Here is a 15,285-nt window from a genome sequence, read left to right on the forward strand (position 1 = left end):
CGATCCCCTGGCTGCGCCTGAGACGCGCGCCGCGCTGGATCGGGCGGGCGCCCGGCTGCTTCATCAGCCGAACCTGGGGGGCGCCGGCGGCTTCACCCGGGGTCTGGACGCGGCCTGCACCGGCCCGGGGGACACGACCCATCACTTGCTGATGGACGACGATATCGCCCTGGATCCGCGCATGGTCCGTCGCCTGGTGGAAGCGCTGTCCTATGCGCGGCCCGATCGCGCCCTGGGTGGTGCCATGTTGGAGACGGAGCGCCCGCGCGTGCTGCACGAAGCGGGGGCGCGGTTGCAGCGGGGCTGGGGAGTGGCCTCCTTCGGCACGGGTCGGGCGCTCGGGCAGCAGGAAACGCTCGCGCTCTTCGACCGGGTGGCGAAGGCGGATTACAACGGCTGGTGGTTCTGTGCCGTGCCCATGACGGCGGTGCGTCGCGCCGGATTGCCGCTGCCGCTGTTCATCCGTGGCGACGACATCGAGTATGGCTGCCGTCTGGGCGCCGTGGGCGTCGCCAGCGTGACCCTGCCGGGCTGCGCCGTCTGGCACGACGCCTTCGCGGGCAAGGCGCGCCCCTGGCTGACCTACTACGACTACCGCAACCTTCTGGTGAATGCCGCCCTCCACCCGCAGGTCGCGCCGCCGCCCGCACCGCTGGAGGTGCTGGGCGCGCTCTTCGCGCGGCTGCTGTGCCATCAGTACGGCATGGCCGCGGCGGTGCGGCAGGCGGTGTCGGACTACCTCGCCGGGCCCGGGCAGATCGACCGGATCACCCTGACGGAGCGGCACAGCCAGTTGTCCGCCCGGTTCAGCCGGGAGGATGGCCAGCCGCTGGCCCCCGGGACGCCGGCGCCCCCACCGGGGTCAGCGCGGGACAGGCCGCAGGCGATCGGGCGCGTCGTGGCCCTGTTCCTGCGTCGGTTTATCCAGATCTCTGCCGGTGCCGGGCGTGGCGATCCCGCCAACGCCAGCTACAGCCTGCACCAGATCACCCCGGCGGCGGTCGGCCCGGGCCCCTATGTGCGCCGCGCCGATCCGGAGGGGCGCCGGTGCCTGATCCTGTCGCCACATCGCGCGCGGCTCTGGTGGGGCGCGCTGGCCGCGCTGGCGCTGTGGCTGCACTACCTCTTGCGCCACCGTGCCGCGGCGCGCCGCTGGCGGGACGGGGCCGGTGCGCTGGCGGACCGGGAGGCCTGGGCGCGCCGGTTTGCCGGGGCCGGTGCAGGGCCGCAGAGCGAGGGTCGTTCCGATGGCGCCTGACGCATCCGCCGCGCCCAGGGTGCTCTTCCTGCAGGGGCCACCCTCGGATTTCGCGCGCGCCCTCGGGGCCGAGTTGGGCGAGCGCGGTGCGCGCGTGCACCGGATCAACCTATGCGCCGGGGATTGGATCTACTGGCATGGGCCCGGCGCGCGCAGCTATCGCGGCAGCCTGGCGGGCTGGCCCGACTGGCTGGACGGGGTCCTGGCGACCGAGGGGATCACCGATCTACTCTATTTTGGCGATTGCCAGCCCTATCACCGCGCGGCCCGTCGCGTGGCGGAACGGCGCGGGGTCCGCACGCTGGCCTACGAATATGGCTACCTGCGGCCCGACTGGATCTTGGCGGAGCCGGGCGGGCAGAGCACCTATTCCTGCCTCACCGCAGATCCTGCCCGTCTGCGGGACGCGGCGCGGGATCTGCCGGCAGTGGACCTGACCCCGCGTCACCGGATTGACCGCAGGCGCGAGGCTCGGGGCGACGTGATCTATCACCTGGCCAATTACCTGCTGGCCCCGCTTTACCCGCGCTTTCGTCGTGACCGGCTGTTCAATCCGATCCTGGAGTATCTGTCCTATCTGCCGCGACATCGCCGCGCCCGGCGGGGGGAGGGGCAGGCGCGGCGGCTGGCCGACCGGCTTGTGGCCGAGGGCGCGCCGGTCTTCCTGGCGATCCTGCAGATGCAGAACGACTACCAGATCCGTGCCAATTCGCCTTACCGCGATCAGCGCCACTACCTGGAGGAGCTGGCCGCCTCTTTCGCGAAGCACGCGCCGCCGCAGGCCCAGCTGGTGGTGAAACTGCATCCCCATGACAACGGCTTGACGCCCTGGCGCCGCTGTCTGGCCCGGTTGCGTCGTCGGTTCGGCCTGGCGGGGCGGCTGCACCTGCTGGATGGCGGCCGGGTGGAGGACTGGGCCTGCCACGCGCAGGGCGTGGTCACGATCAACAGCACCGCCGGGCTGACCGCGCTGGCCTGTCGCGCTCCGGTGCTGGTGCGCGGGGTGGCGATCTACGACATGCCAGGGCTGACGCATCAGATGGGGCTGGACAGGTTCTGGCACGCGCCGCAGCCGCCCGACCCGGACTGTCTGGAGGACATGTTGCGGGTCCTGGCCCATCATCTTCACGTCCGCGGGGCCTTCTACGGCGGATCGGGACAACAGGCCGCCATCACCGCCATGGCGGATCGGATCATGGCCCCGACCCCGGCACCTCCGATCTTCGAGCCGGTCCCGCCACGGCTGGCCCGCGCCCGCGCCATGGGGGTGCCGGTCGATGCCTGATCTGCCCTATCGCCGCATTGCCATCGCCGGGGGCAGCCGGGGGATCGGTGCGGCCCTGGCGCTGGCGCTGGCCGGCCCGGGGCGGGAGCTTTGGCTTTGCGCGCGCGACGGCCCGCCGCTGGAAGAGACGGCGCGGGCCTGTCGGGACAAGGGAGCGCAGGTGCGGTGCCACAGCTGCGACCTCAGCCAGCCCGGGGCGGCGGCGGCCTGGCTTGACGAGATGGGCGAGGGGCGCGCACCTGACCTGCTGATCGTCGCCGTCGGCATATTCGGCGGGCGGCCAGACGGCGCGGTCGTGACGCCGGAGGCGGTGATGCGCCAGGTCATCGCGGTCAACCTGACCGGGGCCCTGGCCCTGGCCGAGGCGGGAGCGCTGAGGATGCGCTGCGCCGGGCGGGGGCAGATCGTCCTGCTGGGCTCACTGGCCGCCCGGGACCCCTTGCCGGACGCCCCGGCCTACAGCGCCAGCAAGGCCGGCCTGGCCTGCTACGCACGGGCCCTGCGCGCAGACCTCGCCGGCAGCGGTGTCGGGGTGCTGCTGGTCGAACCGGGCCATGTCGAGACGCGTCAGACCGCCCAGCACCAGGGGGCGCTGCCGCTGCTGATGTCTCCCCCTGCGGCGGCAGAGCGCATCCTGCGGGCGCTCGACCGTGGCCGCAGTTCCATGGCGTTTCCCCGCCGGGCCGTGCTGGCGCTGTGGCTTCTCGATCTCCTGCCGGCGGCCTGGCGCGCGGCGGTGCTGGCGCGGCATCGGTTCAGCGTGCACAACCTTGCACCCCCGGCACCGCCGGTCGCCCGGGGACCGGGCGGGGAGGACTGATGGCCCGGCTGATCCTGCATATCGGCACCCACAAGACCGGCACGACCGCGATCCAGCACTGGCTGGCCGGCCACCGGGCCGCGCTTGGCACACTGGGCTGGCACTACGGCGCGACCGACCGGCCACCGCATCCGCGCCTGCCGAAACACAGCAGCCTCTACCGGGCGCTGCTGGAGGGGCGCTACAGTGCCGAAGAGGCCGCGATCCTGGCCGATCACGCGGCCTCTGGGCTGCCCGATCTGATCCTCAGCGAGGAGGGCTTGTCGCTGCCAGCGTTCCGCCGCTTCGCCCCGCTTCGGGGACTGGCGGAGCATTTCGATGTGACGGTGGTGGCCTTGTTCCGCCGTCAGGACATCTTCCTCGAGTCCCACTGGCGGCAGTTGTGCAAGGAAGGGCAGACCGGCGCCTCGCTCGACAGCTTCCTGCAGAGGGAGTGGACCCGCCAGCGCATGCGCTATGACCGTATCCTCGATTTCTGGGCGGAGTTCGCCAGCATCCGCGCGGCCCGCTACGACCCCGGACATGCCGGGGGCGCCGTCGGTCAGGTTCTGGCGCTGGCCGGGCTGCCGCTGGATCCCGGGCCGGTCCGGCGGGCGAATCCCTCGCTGTCCCCCGGGGTGGCGGATGTCTGCGCCCGGCTGACGCGCAACGGCCTCGCCTCGCTGGTGCCGATGGTTGCGCGCGTGGCCCGGGGGCGCGGTGGCCAGGGATCGGGGATCAGCATGGCGCGCCGCACAGCGCTGTTGGCCGAGGCCGCGCCCGGCAATGCCCGCCTGGCGGAACGCTACGACATCCACTTCGACCCACCGGACGCGCCTGCGGCGGACAGCCCTGTCCCCGCGTCCGCCCAGGCCCCCCGGGACGATCCGTCGCAGTCGGCAGGCGGCCACACGCAAACGTTAGGAAACATCAGGTGACGATTGAACGAATTGAGTGCAAAATCGCCTAAGGGTTTGATCGAGGGGGGAATATTGTTTGACGGGTCAAATTATTTACCCTATCGTCACCCTGACTTTCACATCAGAGCGCACCCATGCCCAAGAGCCAACCCTACTGGCAGATGCCTGCCTTTCTCGAAGATACCGGCGGCCCCGATTACACGATGATGGATCATGAGGATTACCTCACCTATCGTATCGGCATGCTGTCGGGGGAATTCAACCGCAATATTTCCAAGTACAACGCCCGGCATTTCGACCTGACCCTGGCCGAGGGCCGCGTGCTGACCCGGCTGGTGGATAGCGAGCCGCTGTCCTACGGCGAGATCTGCGAAAAGCTGCTGCTGGACGGCGCCCAGATCAGCCGCGCGGCCGCCTCGCTGGTGGAACGCGGCTACATGCGCAAGGCGACCGACCCCAAGGACGCCCGCCGTGCCATCTTCGAGTTGACGGAGACCGGCGAGGAGGTGGGCCGTTCCGTGCTGAAAGTCGGGCGCGCCCGGCAGAAATTCCTGCTGGAAAAGCTGACGGCGGCGGAACGGCGCACGCTCTATCGCTCGCTGTCGAAACTGATGGGAGTCATGGCGGATCTGAACGCCTCGGGCACTCTGCTGGGCGAGGCCGCGACCGCCGCCGAAGAGTGAGCGCGCCGGCGCCTGCAGGATCCGGAGCGTCGCGCGGGTCGCCCCGCGTGACCGGGTGCGCCCGGATGCGGCGGCCCGGTCCCGGGCCAAGTTCTCACTGCGTTGTCACATGCGCGTTACCACGAAGGTGCATCTCTCCCCCACACAAATTTCCTGACGGGGGACACCATGACCTTTCGCGTGACCGCTCTGACCTCCCTGCTGGCCCTGTCGGCTGGCATGGCGAGCGCCGAGATGAACTTCAACCGCATCGCCAGCTTTCCGACGCCGCTGAACATGGCCGAGGGCGAGGACCGCTCGCGCACCACCTCGGCCGAGATCATCGCCGCCACTAAAGACGGCATGACGCTGGCCTATACCGACAGCCCGCTGGAGGCGCTCGGCCTGATCGACATCACCGACCCGGCCAACCCGCAACCCCTGGGCAACATCGCCCTGGGCGGTGAACCGACCTCGGTGGGCATCGTCGGGCAGACGGCTTTCGTCGGCGTGAATACCTCCGAAAGCTACACCGATCCCTCGGGCAAGCTATTGGTCATCGACATCGCGACGCGCGAGATCACCGGCGAATGCGACCTGGGCGGCCAGCCCGACAGCGTTGCCGTGGCCAAGGATGGCAGCTTCGTCGCCGTGGCGATCGAGAACGAGCGCGACGAGGATCTGGGCGATGGCCGCGTCGGCCAGATGCCCGCGGGCGACCTGGTGCTGGTCGATGCCGCTGACGGCGCCGCCGACTGCGCCAGCCTTCAGCACGTGGCCCTGACCGGCCTGGCCGAGATCGCGCCCGAGGATCCCGAGCCTGAGTTCGTCGACATCAACAGCCTGGGCGAGGTCATCGTCACCCTGCAGGAAAACAACCACCTGGTTGTCGTGTCGAAAGAGGGGGAGGTCCTCAACCACTTCTCCGCCGGGGCGGTCGACCTGGAGGGCATCGACGTGGACGAAGAGCGGGCGCTGACCTTCAACGCCGCACAGCCGGGCCGCAAGCGCGAGCCCGACGCGGTGAAATGGATCGATGACGATCATTTCGCCATCGCCAACGAAGGTGACATGGACGGCGGGTCGCGCGGCTGGACGATCTTCACCAAGGACGGCTCGGTTGCCTACGAGGCCGGCGTGTCCTTCGAGTATGCCGTGATCGAGGCGGGCCACTATCCCGAGAAGCGGTCGGGCAACAAGGGTGTCGAGCCCGAGTCGATCGAGACCGGCACCTTCGGTGACACGCCGATGGTCTTCGTCGGGGCCGAACGTTCCTCCATCGTGGGGGTCTATGACGTCTCCGACCTGTCGGCCCCGGTGCTGACGCAGCTGCTGCCCTCGGGCATCGGGCCGGAAGGGTACGTCGCCATCCCCGAGCGCAACCTGCTGGTTTCGGCCAATGAGGAAGACCTGGTCGAGGACGGTGGCGTGCGCGCCCATGTCATGATCTTCGAATACCAGGAGGCGCCGGCGCGCTATCCGATGCTGACCTCCGCGGGTCTGCGCGAAGACGGCAAGCCGGTCGGCTGGGGCGCCAATTCCGGCATGGTGGCCGATGGCGATTTCATCTGGGCGGTCAACGACAGCTTCTATGCAATGCAGCCCTCGATCTTCAAGATCGACCCGTCGGAGACGCCGGCGAAGATCGTCGACGTGATCCGCGTGACCCGCGCCGGTCAGCCGGCGCAGAAGCTGGACATGGAAGGCATCACCCTGGACGGGGAGGGCGGTTTCTGGATCGCCTCCGAAGGTCGCACCGATCGCGTCGTGCCGCATGCCCTTTATCACGTGAATGCCGAGGGTGAGATCGAGGACGAGGTGGGCCTGCCGTCCGAGCTGATGGCGGTGGAGCGCCGCTTCGGCTTCGAAGGGATCACCAAGGTCGGCAACACCCTTTGGATGGCCGTGCAGCGGGAATGGGGCGACGATCCCGAGAACCACGTGAAGCTGGTGGCCTACAACATCGAGACCGGCGACTGGGGCGCCGTGGCCTATGAGAAGGCCGCGCCCGAAACCGGCTGGGTCGGCCTGTCGGAGATCGTGGCCCGGGGCGACAGCTTCTACGTCATCGAACGCGACAATCAGATCGGCGCCGCAGCGGTGACCAAGAAGATCTACCGCATCCCCGCCGCCGAAATGGTGCCTGCGCCCCTGGGTGGCGAACTGCCCGTGGTCAGCAAGGAAGAGGTCCGCGACATGATCCCGGATCTGAAGGCCACCGGCGGCTATGTCCTCGACAAGGTCGAAGGCCTGGCGATCATGGAGGACGGCACCGCCTGGGTGTCGACCGACAACGATGGCGTGGATGACCATTCGGGCGAGACGATGTTCTTCACCATCGGCAAGCTCTGATCCCGTCACCAGGGTAAGATTGGGCGCGTCCGGTCAACCGGGCGCGCCTTTTTGTTTGCGGGGAGGGGCGGCTCAGCCCAGCCGGTCGAGGATCGCCGAGACGTCGCTGCCCGCCATGGCACCGGTGATGCGCCCCGCCTCGCCCGCCAGTCGGGTGGCGGTAAAGGCATCGGCCACGGCGGCAGGCGCATGGCGGATCAGCAGCGAGGCCTGCAACAGCAGCGCCAGCCGTTCCACGAACCAGCGCGCCTCGGCCTCGGGCGGCAGGGCGGGCCAGCGCGCCTCATGGGCCTTCAGCGCCGCGTCGTAGCGCGGATCGCTGCCGGTGGCGGCGGTCAGTTCGGCGCGCAGGGTTTCGGCGGCCAGCGGTTCCTTCGCCAGGGTGCGCAGGATGTCGAGGCAGATCACGTTGCCCGAGCCTTCCCAGATCCCGTTCAGCGGCGCCTCGCGGTAGAACAGCGGCAGGGGCGTGTCCTCGACATAGCCCATCCCGCCCAGGGCCTCCATCGCCTCGTAGGTGACGACGGGCGCGCGCTTGTTCGAGTGGAACTTGGCCAGGGCCACGGCAATGCGGGCAAAGGCGCGGTCCTCTGGCGTGCTGCCATCGAAGGCGCGCGCGGTGCGTAGGCCGAGGATCAGGGCGGCCTCGACATCCAGCGCCAGATCGGCCAGCACGGCACGCATCAATGGCTGGTCGATCAGCCGCCGCTGGAAGGCCGCGCGGTGGCGCACCCAGTGCAGAGCCTCGGACAGCGCGCCGCGCATCAGCCCGGCCGGGGCCATGGCGGTGTCGAGCCGCGTGTGATGCACCATCTCGATGATCGTGCGCACGCCCCGGCCCTCGTCGCCGATGCGAAATGCCAGGGTATCCTGGTACTCGATCTCGGACGAGGCGTTGGAGTGGTTGCCCAGCTTGGCCTTCAGCCGCTGGATCTGAACGCTGTTGCGCTCTCCTTCCAGCCAGCGGGGAACGAGGAAACAGGTCAGCCCCTCGGGCGCCTGGGCGAGCGTCAGGAAACCGTCGGACATGGGCGCCGAACAGAACCACTTGTGCCCCCTCAGGCGGTAGTGATCGCCGTCGCGTGTGGCATTGGTGGTATTGGCGCGCACGTCCGATCCGCCCTGCTTTTCGGTCATGGCCATGCCCAGGGTAGCGCCCTGCTTTGCACCGACCGGCGCCATCGCCGGGTCGTAGCGGCGCGAGGTCAGCTTGGGCGCCCAAGCCTCCGCTATCTTCGGCGCGGCGCGCAGGGCGGGGGTGGCGGCATAGGTCATGGTCAGAGGGCAGCAATGGCCCGGTTCCACCTGGCTGGCCAGGTAGACCTGGGCGGCATGGGTCACATGGCCGCCGGGCGCCTCCTCCCAGGCGACGGCGGCGTAACCGGCAGCGACGCTGGTCTGCATGAAGCGGTGATAGCTGGGGTGAAAACGCACCTCGTCCAGGCGCCGTCCCGCGCGGTCGAAAAGCACCAGCTCGGGCGCGTGGTCATTGGCCTCGCGGCCGGCGGCGCGCATCTCGGCGCGGCCCAGGGTCGCCCCATAGGGGGCCAGGGTTTCAGACTGTCCGCCTTCGCGCGCGATGGCCTCGCGCAGGGCGGCGTCCCCGGCCCAAAGGTCGCGGTCGCCTTCGGGGGCGGGTTGGTTCAGCACCTCATGGGTGGCAAGCTGGTCGCGGGCGGGCAGGTCGGTCATGGACGGTCTCCTCTCTCGCCCCCGAGGCTACGCCCGGCGCGCGAGGGGATAAAGCATGCCGTTGCGACGCAGCCCGCGCCGCGCCCCTCCTATCCGACAGCCGGAAATACGCCGGGGGAGGCCCGGCCGTGCCGGGACGGGGGCAGCGCCCCCTTCCTCGCCTGACCTTCGACCCCGATCAGGCGCCAACCAGCGGCGACACCGGCGCGCCCTGGGCCGCGCGATCCAGCCAGATCGGATTCGACCAGGCCCGTTTGCCCGCCCGGTCGATCACCGTCACCCGGATCCAGTCGGAATTGGCGAACCGCGACAGGGCGATGCGCGCCGTGGTCAGGCTTTCGCCATGCACCGCCGTCGCCGCCGTGCCCGCCCCCTGCACGATGACCGAGGCCACGGCGGAACTGTCTACGACCACCTTCTTGCCCTCGATCCGTACATCGCGCAGCTCGGGCCCCTGGGTGGAATAGAAGGCGCCGTTCTTCAACGCCGCCAGCAGGGCCTCGGGGGTGTTCTCGGGCGCCTTTACCATGACCCAGCCGCCGAAATGGTCGGGTTCGGAGAAATGCGCGTCATCGGTGGCCACCAGCGACAGGCGGCGACCCTCGGTCAGCAGCAGATCGGCGATGGCAAAGCCGTCGGGCCGGTCACAACCCATGGCACAGCCGTGGTTGTAGATCTCGACCGCATGGGCCGCCTCGATCCCGCGCGCATCGGCCAGGGTGAGGCCCGACCATTGCGGATGGGCCACGGCGACGAAGGCGCCCGCTGCCACCGCCCGCGCGGCGATCTCGGCGCCTGTCTCCTGCCCCTCGACCGGGGCGAAATGGGGCGAGTTGGAGGGGGCGAAATCGGCAGGCAGCCCCACGGCCAGGATATGCCACAGCTCGCCATTGGCCATGGCGCCGGAATGCAGCTCCGCCCCCAACAGGGTGGTGAATCCGCCCTCGCGGAAGGGCAGGGTATCGGCGATGGGATAGCCGAAGAGGCCAATGAAATGATCGGTCAGGGCAATGAAATCATAGCCTTCGGCGCGGTAGCGGCGGCAGACCTCGCGCGGCTCCAGAACCCCGTCGGACAGGGTCGAATGGGTGTGCAGGTTGCCGCGCCAGAAGCGGCCGGGGCGGGTGAAGGCGGTCAGTGGCATGATCTCTCCCAGTCTTGAGGCCGCCTCTTCTGGACGGTCTCGCGATCCTTTCATGACAGGCTTGCCTTGGTCGTTCCAGTCCCCCAGAACGGGAACATGAGCGTTGCAGAGGAACTTTCCGCCGCCCTTGCCGCCGGTCGCTGGCCGGAGGCCGAGCGGTTGCTGACCGGGCTGGCTCCGGGCGGACATCCCTCGGTGCTTTACAACCTCGGGCGGGTGAAGATGGAGCTGGGCAAATGGGCCGAGGCCCGCGATTGGCTGACCCGCTGCCTGGACGCCGCGCCGCGCCATGCCCACGCCTGGTTCGAACTGGGCCGGACCGAGCTGGAACTGGACGCGCTGGAGGCCGCCCGCGATGCCTTTGCCCATGCGGTGACGCTGGATGCCTCCGATGGCGACGCCCGCCTGAACCTGGCCCGCATCTGCCTGAGCCTGGGCGATTATCCCCCGGTGCGCGAGTTGCTGGCGCCCATGGCGGGCCAGACGGTCGAGATTGACGCCCTGCGGTATCGTGCGGCGGCCGAGCTGGGGCTGCCCGAGGCCTTGGCAGAAGGCGAGGCGCTTTGGGCGCGGGAGGGGGGGCGAGCCGAGGCGCTGAAGGCGCTGACCCGCGTGGCGAAGGGGCGGATGCGGTTGGATCTGTGAGGGGGATGACTGCAAGATAGCATATGCGTCAGCATTGATCTGGTCGCTCCTAACACGAATAGTGTCTTTGGTTTTCTCAGCGCAGGAGAGTCGCAGGTGCGTCGTGGTCTATCCATTTGGTTGTTTGTTTCTCTTTGCTTCGCGTCCTCCGCGATGGTGCACGGTTCACATTGAATGGCGCTGCAGATGCTATCGCCGAATGTGTGCCTGACTTTGCCCGCTAATATGCCGCGCGCTCTTGTGGCGGACAGGGGTTGATCGACCCTACCGCCGATATCGCTTCCGATAGACCCCTGCCTCGCGCCCCAACTCCTCCTGCACCCCTCGGTTCGCCGCCACCTGGTCCGCGTCCATCACGCCGACCTCAAGCCCCGGCACCTCCGCGGGCACCGGGATCACCTGGGCCACCGGGGTTCCGGCGGGCAGGACGCCCGTGAAATCCCGCTCGGTCCAGAGCGCGGGGAAATGCACATAGCCGTCGCGGAAGCTGTCGCAGTCCACCACGCCCGACAGGGTGCGGAAGGGCAGCTCCTCGCGGTTCATCGGGTGGGTGAACAGGAGCGACCAGCCCGGGGGCGCCTCTAGCGCCCAGAAGTTCATGAACTTCAGCACCGAGTTTACCGCCAGCGGCCAGGGCGCGCCGGTGGCCTGTTCCGGCACGTGCATTCCGATCGGCGCGCGGGAGATCAGCGTGTCGGGCAGGGGTGGAAAGTCCCAGTCCCAGCGGACCGCGCCGTCCTCGAAATGCAGGTCGCAGGCCAGAGGGATCAGGATCCCCAGCGACAGGGCGTCGAGGAAGGGGGGGCAGTGTTTCACCGTGCGCACCATGGCGCCCTCCAGCACCGCAGAGGGCGCCTCGGAGGGCATGGCGCGGACCCAGTCGGGCAGGGCGCGTTTCGCCGCCACGGGTTTCGGCAGCAGCGCCTCCAGCGCCGGGTGGCAGCGGGCTTTGATCGCGGGCAGGGACATCTGTCCGGGTTACTCCCCCTTGCCCTCGCGCCGCAACAGGAAGGTGTGGGCCAAGGTCGCTATGACGGTGACCGCGATGATGATGGTGCCGACCGCGTTGATGACCGGCGGGTGGCCGTTGGGGTTGCGGCCCATGGCGCCGATCTCGGTGGCGAGCGTACAGGAGCCGCCCTTGGCGAACATCGTGGTGTTGTAGTTCTCCATCGAGGCCATGAAGGCAATGACGGCGGCGGAGATCAGGGCGGGCGCGAGGTAGGGCAGGGTCAGGCGGCGGAAGACGCGGAAGGGCGAGGCGCCGAGGTCCAGCGCGGCCTCCTCCAGCTCCACCGGCTGGCGTTGCAGGCGCGCCATGAGGATCAGCATCGGGTAGCCGGCGATGAAGGTGGTCTGCGCCATGATGATGGTGAAGAGGCCCGCATTGACGCCGAGACGCCCCCAGAACACCAGCGCCGAGAGGCCCAGCACCACGCCCGGCGCCAGCATCGGCGACAGCAGCACCCACCACAGCACCCCGTTGGCCGCCGAGCGCCAGCGCGTCAGCAGCACCGCGCCCGCCAGCCCCAGCAGGAGAGACAGCGGCACCACGATGGCCGCCACGCGGAAGGAATTGCCGAGGCAGGAGACGAAGCGATCCCGGTCGATGGCACGCAACACGTCATCGGCGCGCAGGGCCTCTTCAGGCATCCAGAAGAAGGCGTACCACTTGCCCGTCAGCCCGTTCCATTCGGTGACCGAAGGTGGCGAGGCGTCATTGAAGGACGAGATCACCATCAGCAGCAGCGGGCCGAACATGAAGATCAGGAAGGCCCAGGTATAGGCGGTCAGGAGACGGTTGGAGGTCATGGCCGGGCTCCCTTGGGCATGGGCGTCATTTGGATACGTCGCCTCGGGCTTTTAGACGGACTTGTGGAAATCTCCCGCCCGATCCAACCCCGTACGAGAAAGGTTCGATTGCGGACGCATTGGGAGGAGAGGTTCGCCATCATTGCACCCTTGCGAAGTCTTTCAGCCGGGTCCGCATGGCCCACATGAAGACCGCCACCAGCAGGAAGCACAGCAGCGTGTAGCCGAAGCTGTAGGCGGCGCCGATGTTGGAATTCTCGCTTTCGAAGAACTTGTTGTAGATCGTCTGGCTGAACCATTCCGCCTGCAGGCCCCGGCTGATGATGCGCGGCACGGAAAAGGCCCCGGCCGACAGCATGAAGGTGGCGATGCAGCCCACGGCGATGCCGGGCTTGGAATGCGGGATGATGACCCGGCGATGCACCCGCACGGCGCTGGCGCCCAGGTCCTTGGCGGCCTCGATCTGGTTGCGGTCCAGCGTCGACATGACGTTGAAGATCGGGAAGACCATGAACAGCACGTAGGTATAGACGATCACCAGGAAGATCGTCGCCGGGAAGCGGTTGAACTGGATCGGGTCCGAGATGACGCCGGCCCAGGACAGCAGGGCGTTCACCAGCCCCTGGTTGTCGATGATCGTGGTCCAGGCATAGACCCGCATCAGCTCGACGATGGTGTAGGGGATGATCAGGCCGAGGAAGAGCCAGACCGCCTGGCGCGGCGGCGAGGCCAGGGCGACCTTGTAGGCGATGGGATAGCACAGCACCAACGCCAGGGCCGTGGCCAACAGGGCGAAGACGATGGTGCGGGTCAGGGTGACCAGGCCGATGCGTTCGTAGACCACGCCGTCGACCTCATATCGCAGACCCACGGCGCTGAGCAGCCGGTTCGACAGCAGCTTGTGCTCCTCGGCCCTGGCGGCCTCGGACATCGGTATCAGGCGCGGCGCGGCCAGGGTCTCGAAGTTGTCGAGCGTGTAGGGGAAGGCATTGGCCTCTTCCACGACCAGCCGGTCGTAGAGGGCGTTGGCCGTCACGTGGATCTCCTCGGCGGCGGCGATCTGATCGTCCAGCGGCAGGTCCGGGTCCACCGCCAGGGCAGGGATGCCGTAGAGCGTATCGAGATGGGCGATCTCCTCGCCCTCGCCGCGCACCAGCCGGGCATGGGTATCGGCCCGGTCGCATTGCAGGATGTAGGGTCGGGTGTCGTTCGCCGCGGTGGCCCCGCCCATGGAGGGCACGGCCATGCCGCCGGAGGAGGGGGGCGACATCGAGGGCACCGCCAGCCCGCCGGAGCTTTCGTTGCTTGCAGACGGCGTGGAGATCGACGGGATCGCCAGTCCGCCCGAACTGCTGGCGCTCTCCTCTGCTGGGGCTTCGACGGGGCGATAGGTCTCCAGCAGGGACATGCAGGTGCGCGCGTCGCGGGCCACCTGGCGGGCGATGGAACTGTCCAGCTGCCGCGCCGGCGGCGTCACCGCGCGTTCCAGCATCGTCAGCTGCGGCAGGATGATCAGCATCAGCCCCCAGACGGCGGCTGCGGCAAAGAACAGCGCCGTCAGGCCGCGCCCGTATCCCCGGATCAGCGACCTCATTGCGCCGCCAGCTCCCGGCCTGTGCGGGCCATGTCGCCCTCGGGCAGCACCAGGGCGGTGTCGGCGGCAAAGCCCACGCGCGCGGTCTCGGGGCGTGCGCCCGACGGGCCGGTATTGGGCTCCTGCAGGACCAGGCGCTGGCCGGTGGCAGTGGTAAACTCATAGTTGATGAAGGCGCCTTCCAGATCGCGCCGGCGCAGGGTCACGTCGAAAGCGTTCTGCGGCGCGTCGAAGCGCATCTGTTCGGGACGGACGAAAAGGATCGCGCTGTCGCCTTCGGACAACCCGCGCGGGTTGCGCGCCATCAGTGGACCGCCTGCGGTCTCGATCCGGGCCATGCCGCCCTCGGTGCCGGTGATGCGGCCGGGCAGGGCGTTCACCTCGCCCACGAAGGAGGCCACAAAGGCCGAGGCGGGATCGGAATAGACCTCGTCGCCGGTGCCCACCTGTTCGATCACGCCCGCGTTCATCACCGCGATGCGGTCGGACATGGTCAACGCCTCACCCTGGTCATGGGTGATGTAGATGAAGGTCACGCCGGTCTTCTGCTGGATCTCGCGCAGCTCGGCGCGCATGTGCTGGCGCAGCTTCAGGTCCAGCGCCGACAGCGGCTCATCCAGCAGCAGCACGGCCGGTTCCACCGCCAGGGCGCGTGCGATGGCCACGCGCTGACGCTGGCCGCCCGACAGCTCCGAGGGCAGCTTCTCCCCCTGATCGCCAAGCGCCACCAGCTCCAGCAGCTCCTGCGCCTTCTGGCGCCGGGCGCGTTTGCCCACGCCACGCGCCTCCAGGCCGAAGGCCACGTTTTCCCACACCGGCATCAGCGGGAACAGCGCGAGGTTCTGGAAGATCAGCGCCGTGGGCCGGGCATTGGGCCCGATGCCACGCATGTCCCGGCCCCCGATCAGCACCTTGCCGTGCGACGGCTCGACAAAGCCCGAGACCGCGCGCAGGATCGTCGTCTTGCCACAGCCCGATGGCCCGAGGATGGAAAAGAACTCGCCCGCCCGGATCTTCAGATCCGTAGGCTGCACCGCGGTGAACCCATTGGGATAGGTCACCTGCATCGCGTCCAGATGCACGTCCTGTCCGCGTCCGCTGCCGTTGGTCATGGTTGTCCCC

At 68.8% G+C, this 15,285-nt stretch carries 13 protein-coding genes; 7 read left to right on the forward strand and 6 right to left on the reverse strand.

Annotation, left to right across the window (positions count from 1 at the left end; translation table 11 throughout):
• The first annotated feature begins 7 nt into the window (after window positions 1-7).
• The 6 genes from CVM50_RS03125 (at window position 8) to CVM50_RS03150 (ending at window position 7,276) form a co-directional block, all read left to right on the forward strand.
• Window positions 8-1,258 carry a glycosyltransferase gene (locus CVM50_RS03125; protein ID WP_100148422.1) on the forward strand — a complete coding sequence of 417 codons (1,251 nt, stop codon included), beginning with the start codon at window positions 8-10 and terminating at the stop codon, window positions 1,256-1,258.
• The gene (locus CVM50_RS03130) at window positions 1,248-2,543 is read left to right on the forward strand and encodes a capsule biosynthesis protein (protein WP_085886157.1); all 1,296 of its coding nucleotides are present in this window, start codon (window positions 1,248-1,250) and stop codon (window positions 2,541-2,543) included. Before CVM50_RS03125 ends, CVM50_RS03130 begins: the two co-directional genes overlap by 11 nt.
• The gene (locus CVM50_RS03135; RefSeq protein WP_085886156.1) at window positions 2,536-3,363 is read left to right on the forward strand and encodes an SDR family NAD(P)-dependent oxidoreductase; all 828 of its coding nucleotides are present in this window, start codon (window positions 2,536-2,538) and stop codon (window positions 3,361-3,363) included. Before CVM50_RS03130 ends, CVM50_RS03135 begins: the two co-directional genes overlap by 8 nt.
• Window positions 3,363-4,280 carry a hypothetical protein gene (locus CVM50_RS03140; protein WP_085886155.1) on the forward strand — a complete coding sequence of 306 codons (918 nt, stop codon included), beginning with the start codon at window positions 3,363-3,365 and terminating at the stop codon, window positions 4,278-4,280. The genes CVM50_RS03135 and CVM50_RS03140 overlap by 1 nt, the downstream gene beginning before the upstream one ends.
• Before the next feature lie 116 nt (window positions 4,281-4,396).
• Complete coding sequence (locus CVM50_RS03145) at window positions 4,397-4,945, forward strand: MarR family winged helix-turn-helix transcriptional regulator (protein WP_085886154.1); 549 nt, start codon at window positions 4,397-4,399, stop codon at window positions 4,943-4,945.
• Window positions 4,946-5,113: 168 nt separating this feature from the next.
• Complete coding sequence (locus CVM50_RS03150) at window positions 5,114-7,276, forward strand: esterase-like activity of phytase family protein (protein ID WP_085886153.1); 2,163 nt, start codon at window positions 5,114-5,116, stop codon at window positions 7,274-7,276.
• Window positions 7,277-7,348: 72 nt separating this feature from the next.
• Here the strand turns inward: CVM50_RS03150 and CVM50_RS03155 are convergent, their stop codons facing one another.
• Window positions 7,349-8,968, reverse strand: a complete 1,620-nt coding sequence (locus CVM50_RS03155; RefSeq protein ID WP_085886152.1) for an acyl-CoA dehydrogenase family protein — start codon at window positions 8,966-8,968, stop codon at window positions 7,349-7,351.
• A gap of 178 nt (window positions 8,969-9,146) precedes the next feature.
• Window positions 9,147-10,112, reverse strand: a complete 966-nt coding sequence (locus CVM50_RS03160) for a CehA/McbA family metallohydrolase (RefSeq protein ID WP_085886151.1) — start codon at window positions 10,110-10,112, stop codon at window positions 9,147-9,149.
• A gap of 96 nt (window positions 10,113-10,208) precedes the next feature.
• Between CVM50_RS03160 and CVM50_RS03165 the strand changes: the two genes are divergently transcribed.
• Window positions 10,209-10,757, forward strand: coding sequence for a tetratricopeptide repeat protein (locus tag CVM50_RS03165; RefSeq protein ID WP_085886150.1), 549 nt, complete (start codon window positions 10,209-10,211; stop codon window positions 10,755-10,757).
• Between the two features lie 264 nt (window positions 10,758-11,021).
• Here the strand turns inward: CVM50_RS03165 and CVM50_RS21255 are convergent, their stop codons facing one another.
• From CVM50_RS21255 to CVM50_RS03185, 4 genes are all read right to left on the reverse strand, one after another.
• Window positions 11,022-11,726, reverse strand: coding sequence for a hypothetical protein (locus tag CVM50_RS21255; RefSeq protein ID WP_085886149.1), 705 nt, complete (start codon window positions 11,724-11,726; stop codon window positions 11,022-11,024).
• 9 nt (window positions 11,727-11,735) lie between these two features.
• Window positions 11,736-12,569 carry an ABC transporter permease gene (locus CVM50_RS03175; protein WP_085886148.1) on the reverse strand — a complete coding sequence of 278 codons (834 nt, stop codon included), beginning with the start codon at window positions 12,567-12,569 and terminating at the stop codon, window positions 11,736-11,738.
• A 139-nt stretch (window positions 12,570-12,708) separates the two neighbouring features.
• The gene (locus CVM50_RS03180; RefSeq protein ID WP_085886147.1) at window positions 12,709-14,163 is read right to left on the reverse strand and encodes an ABC transporter permease; all 1,455 of its coding nucleotides are present in this window, start codon (window positions 14,161-14,163) and stop codon (window positions 12,709-12,711) included.
• The gene (locus CVM50_RS03185) at window positions 14,160-15,275 is read right to left on the reverse strand and encodes an ABC transporter ATP-binding protein (RefSeq protein WP_085886146.1); all 1,116 of its coding nucleotides are present in this window, start codon (window positions 15,273-15,275) and stop codon (window positions 14,160-14,162) included. Before CVM50_RS03185 ends, CVM50_RS03180 begins: the two co-directional genes overlap by 4 nt.
• Between the last annotated feature and the right edge of the window lie 10 nt (window positions 15,276-15,285).

The organism is Pseudooceanicola marinus (genome assembly GCF_002786295.1).
GTDB lineage: Bacteria > Pseudomonadota > Alphaproteobacteria > Rhodobacterales > Rhodobacteraceae > Pseudooceanicola > Pseudooceanicola marinus.

Excerpts from the sequence above, each read along its gene's own strand:
- CVM50_RS03185 (WP_085886146.1), bottom strand. The coding sequence starts at position 15,275 with ATGACCAACGGCAGCGGACGCGGACAGGACGTGCATCTGGACGCGATG.
- CVM50_RS21255 (WP_085886149.1), bottom strand. The coding sequence starts at position 11,726 with ATGTCCCTGCCCGCGATCAAAGCCCGCTGCCACCCGGCGCTGGAGGCG.
- CVM50_RS03145 (WP_085886154.1), top strand. The coding sequence starts at position 4,397 with ATGCCCAAGAGCCAACCCTACTGGCAGATGCCTGCCTTTCTCGAAGAT.
- CVM50_RS03165 (WP_085886150.1), top strand. The coding sequence starts at position 10,209 with ATGAGCGTTGCAGAGGAACTTTCCGCCGCCCTTGCCGCCGGTCGCTGG.
- CVM50_RS03130 (WP_085886157.1), top strand. The coding sequence starts at position 1,248 with ATGGCGCCTGACGCATCCGCCGCGCCCAGGGTGCTCTTCCTGCAGGGG.
- CVM50_RS03155 (WP_085886152.1), bottom strand. The coding sequence starts at position 8,968 with ATGACCGACCTGCCCGCCCGCGACCAGCTTGCCACCCATGAGGTGCTG.
- CVM50_RS03180 (WP_085886147.1), bottom strand. The coding sequence starts at position 14,163 with ATGAGGTCGCTGATCCGGGGATACGGGCGCGGCCTGACGGCGCTGTTC.
- CVM50_RS03175 (WP_085886148.1), bottom strand. The coding sequence starts at position 12,569 with ATGACCTCCAACCGTCTCCTGACCGCCTATACCTGGGCCTTCCTGATC.
- CVM50_RS03135 (WP_085886156.1), top strand. The coding sequence starts at position 2,536 with ATGCCTGATCTGCCCTATCGCCGCATTGCCATCGCCGGGGGCAGCCGG.
- CVM50_RS03160 (WP_085886151.1), bottom strand. The coding sequence starts at position 10,112 with ATGCCACTGACCGCCTTCACCCGCCCCGGCCGCTTCTGGCGCGGCAAC.
- CVM50_RS03150 (WP_085886153.1), top strand. The coding sequence starts at position 5,114 with ATGACCTTTCGCGTGACCGCTCTGACCTCCCTGCTGGCCCTGTCGGCT.
- CVM50_RS03140 (WP_085886155.1), top strand. The coding sequence starts at position 3,363 with ATGGCCCGGCTGATCCTGCATATCGGCACCCACAAGACCGGCACGACC.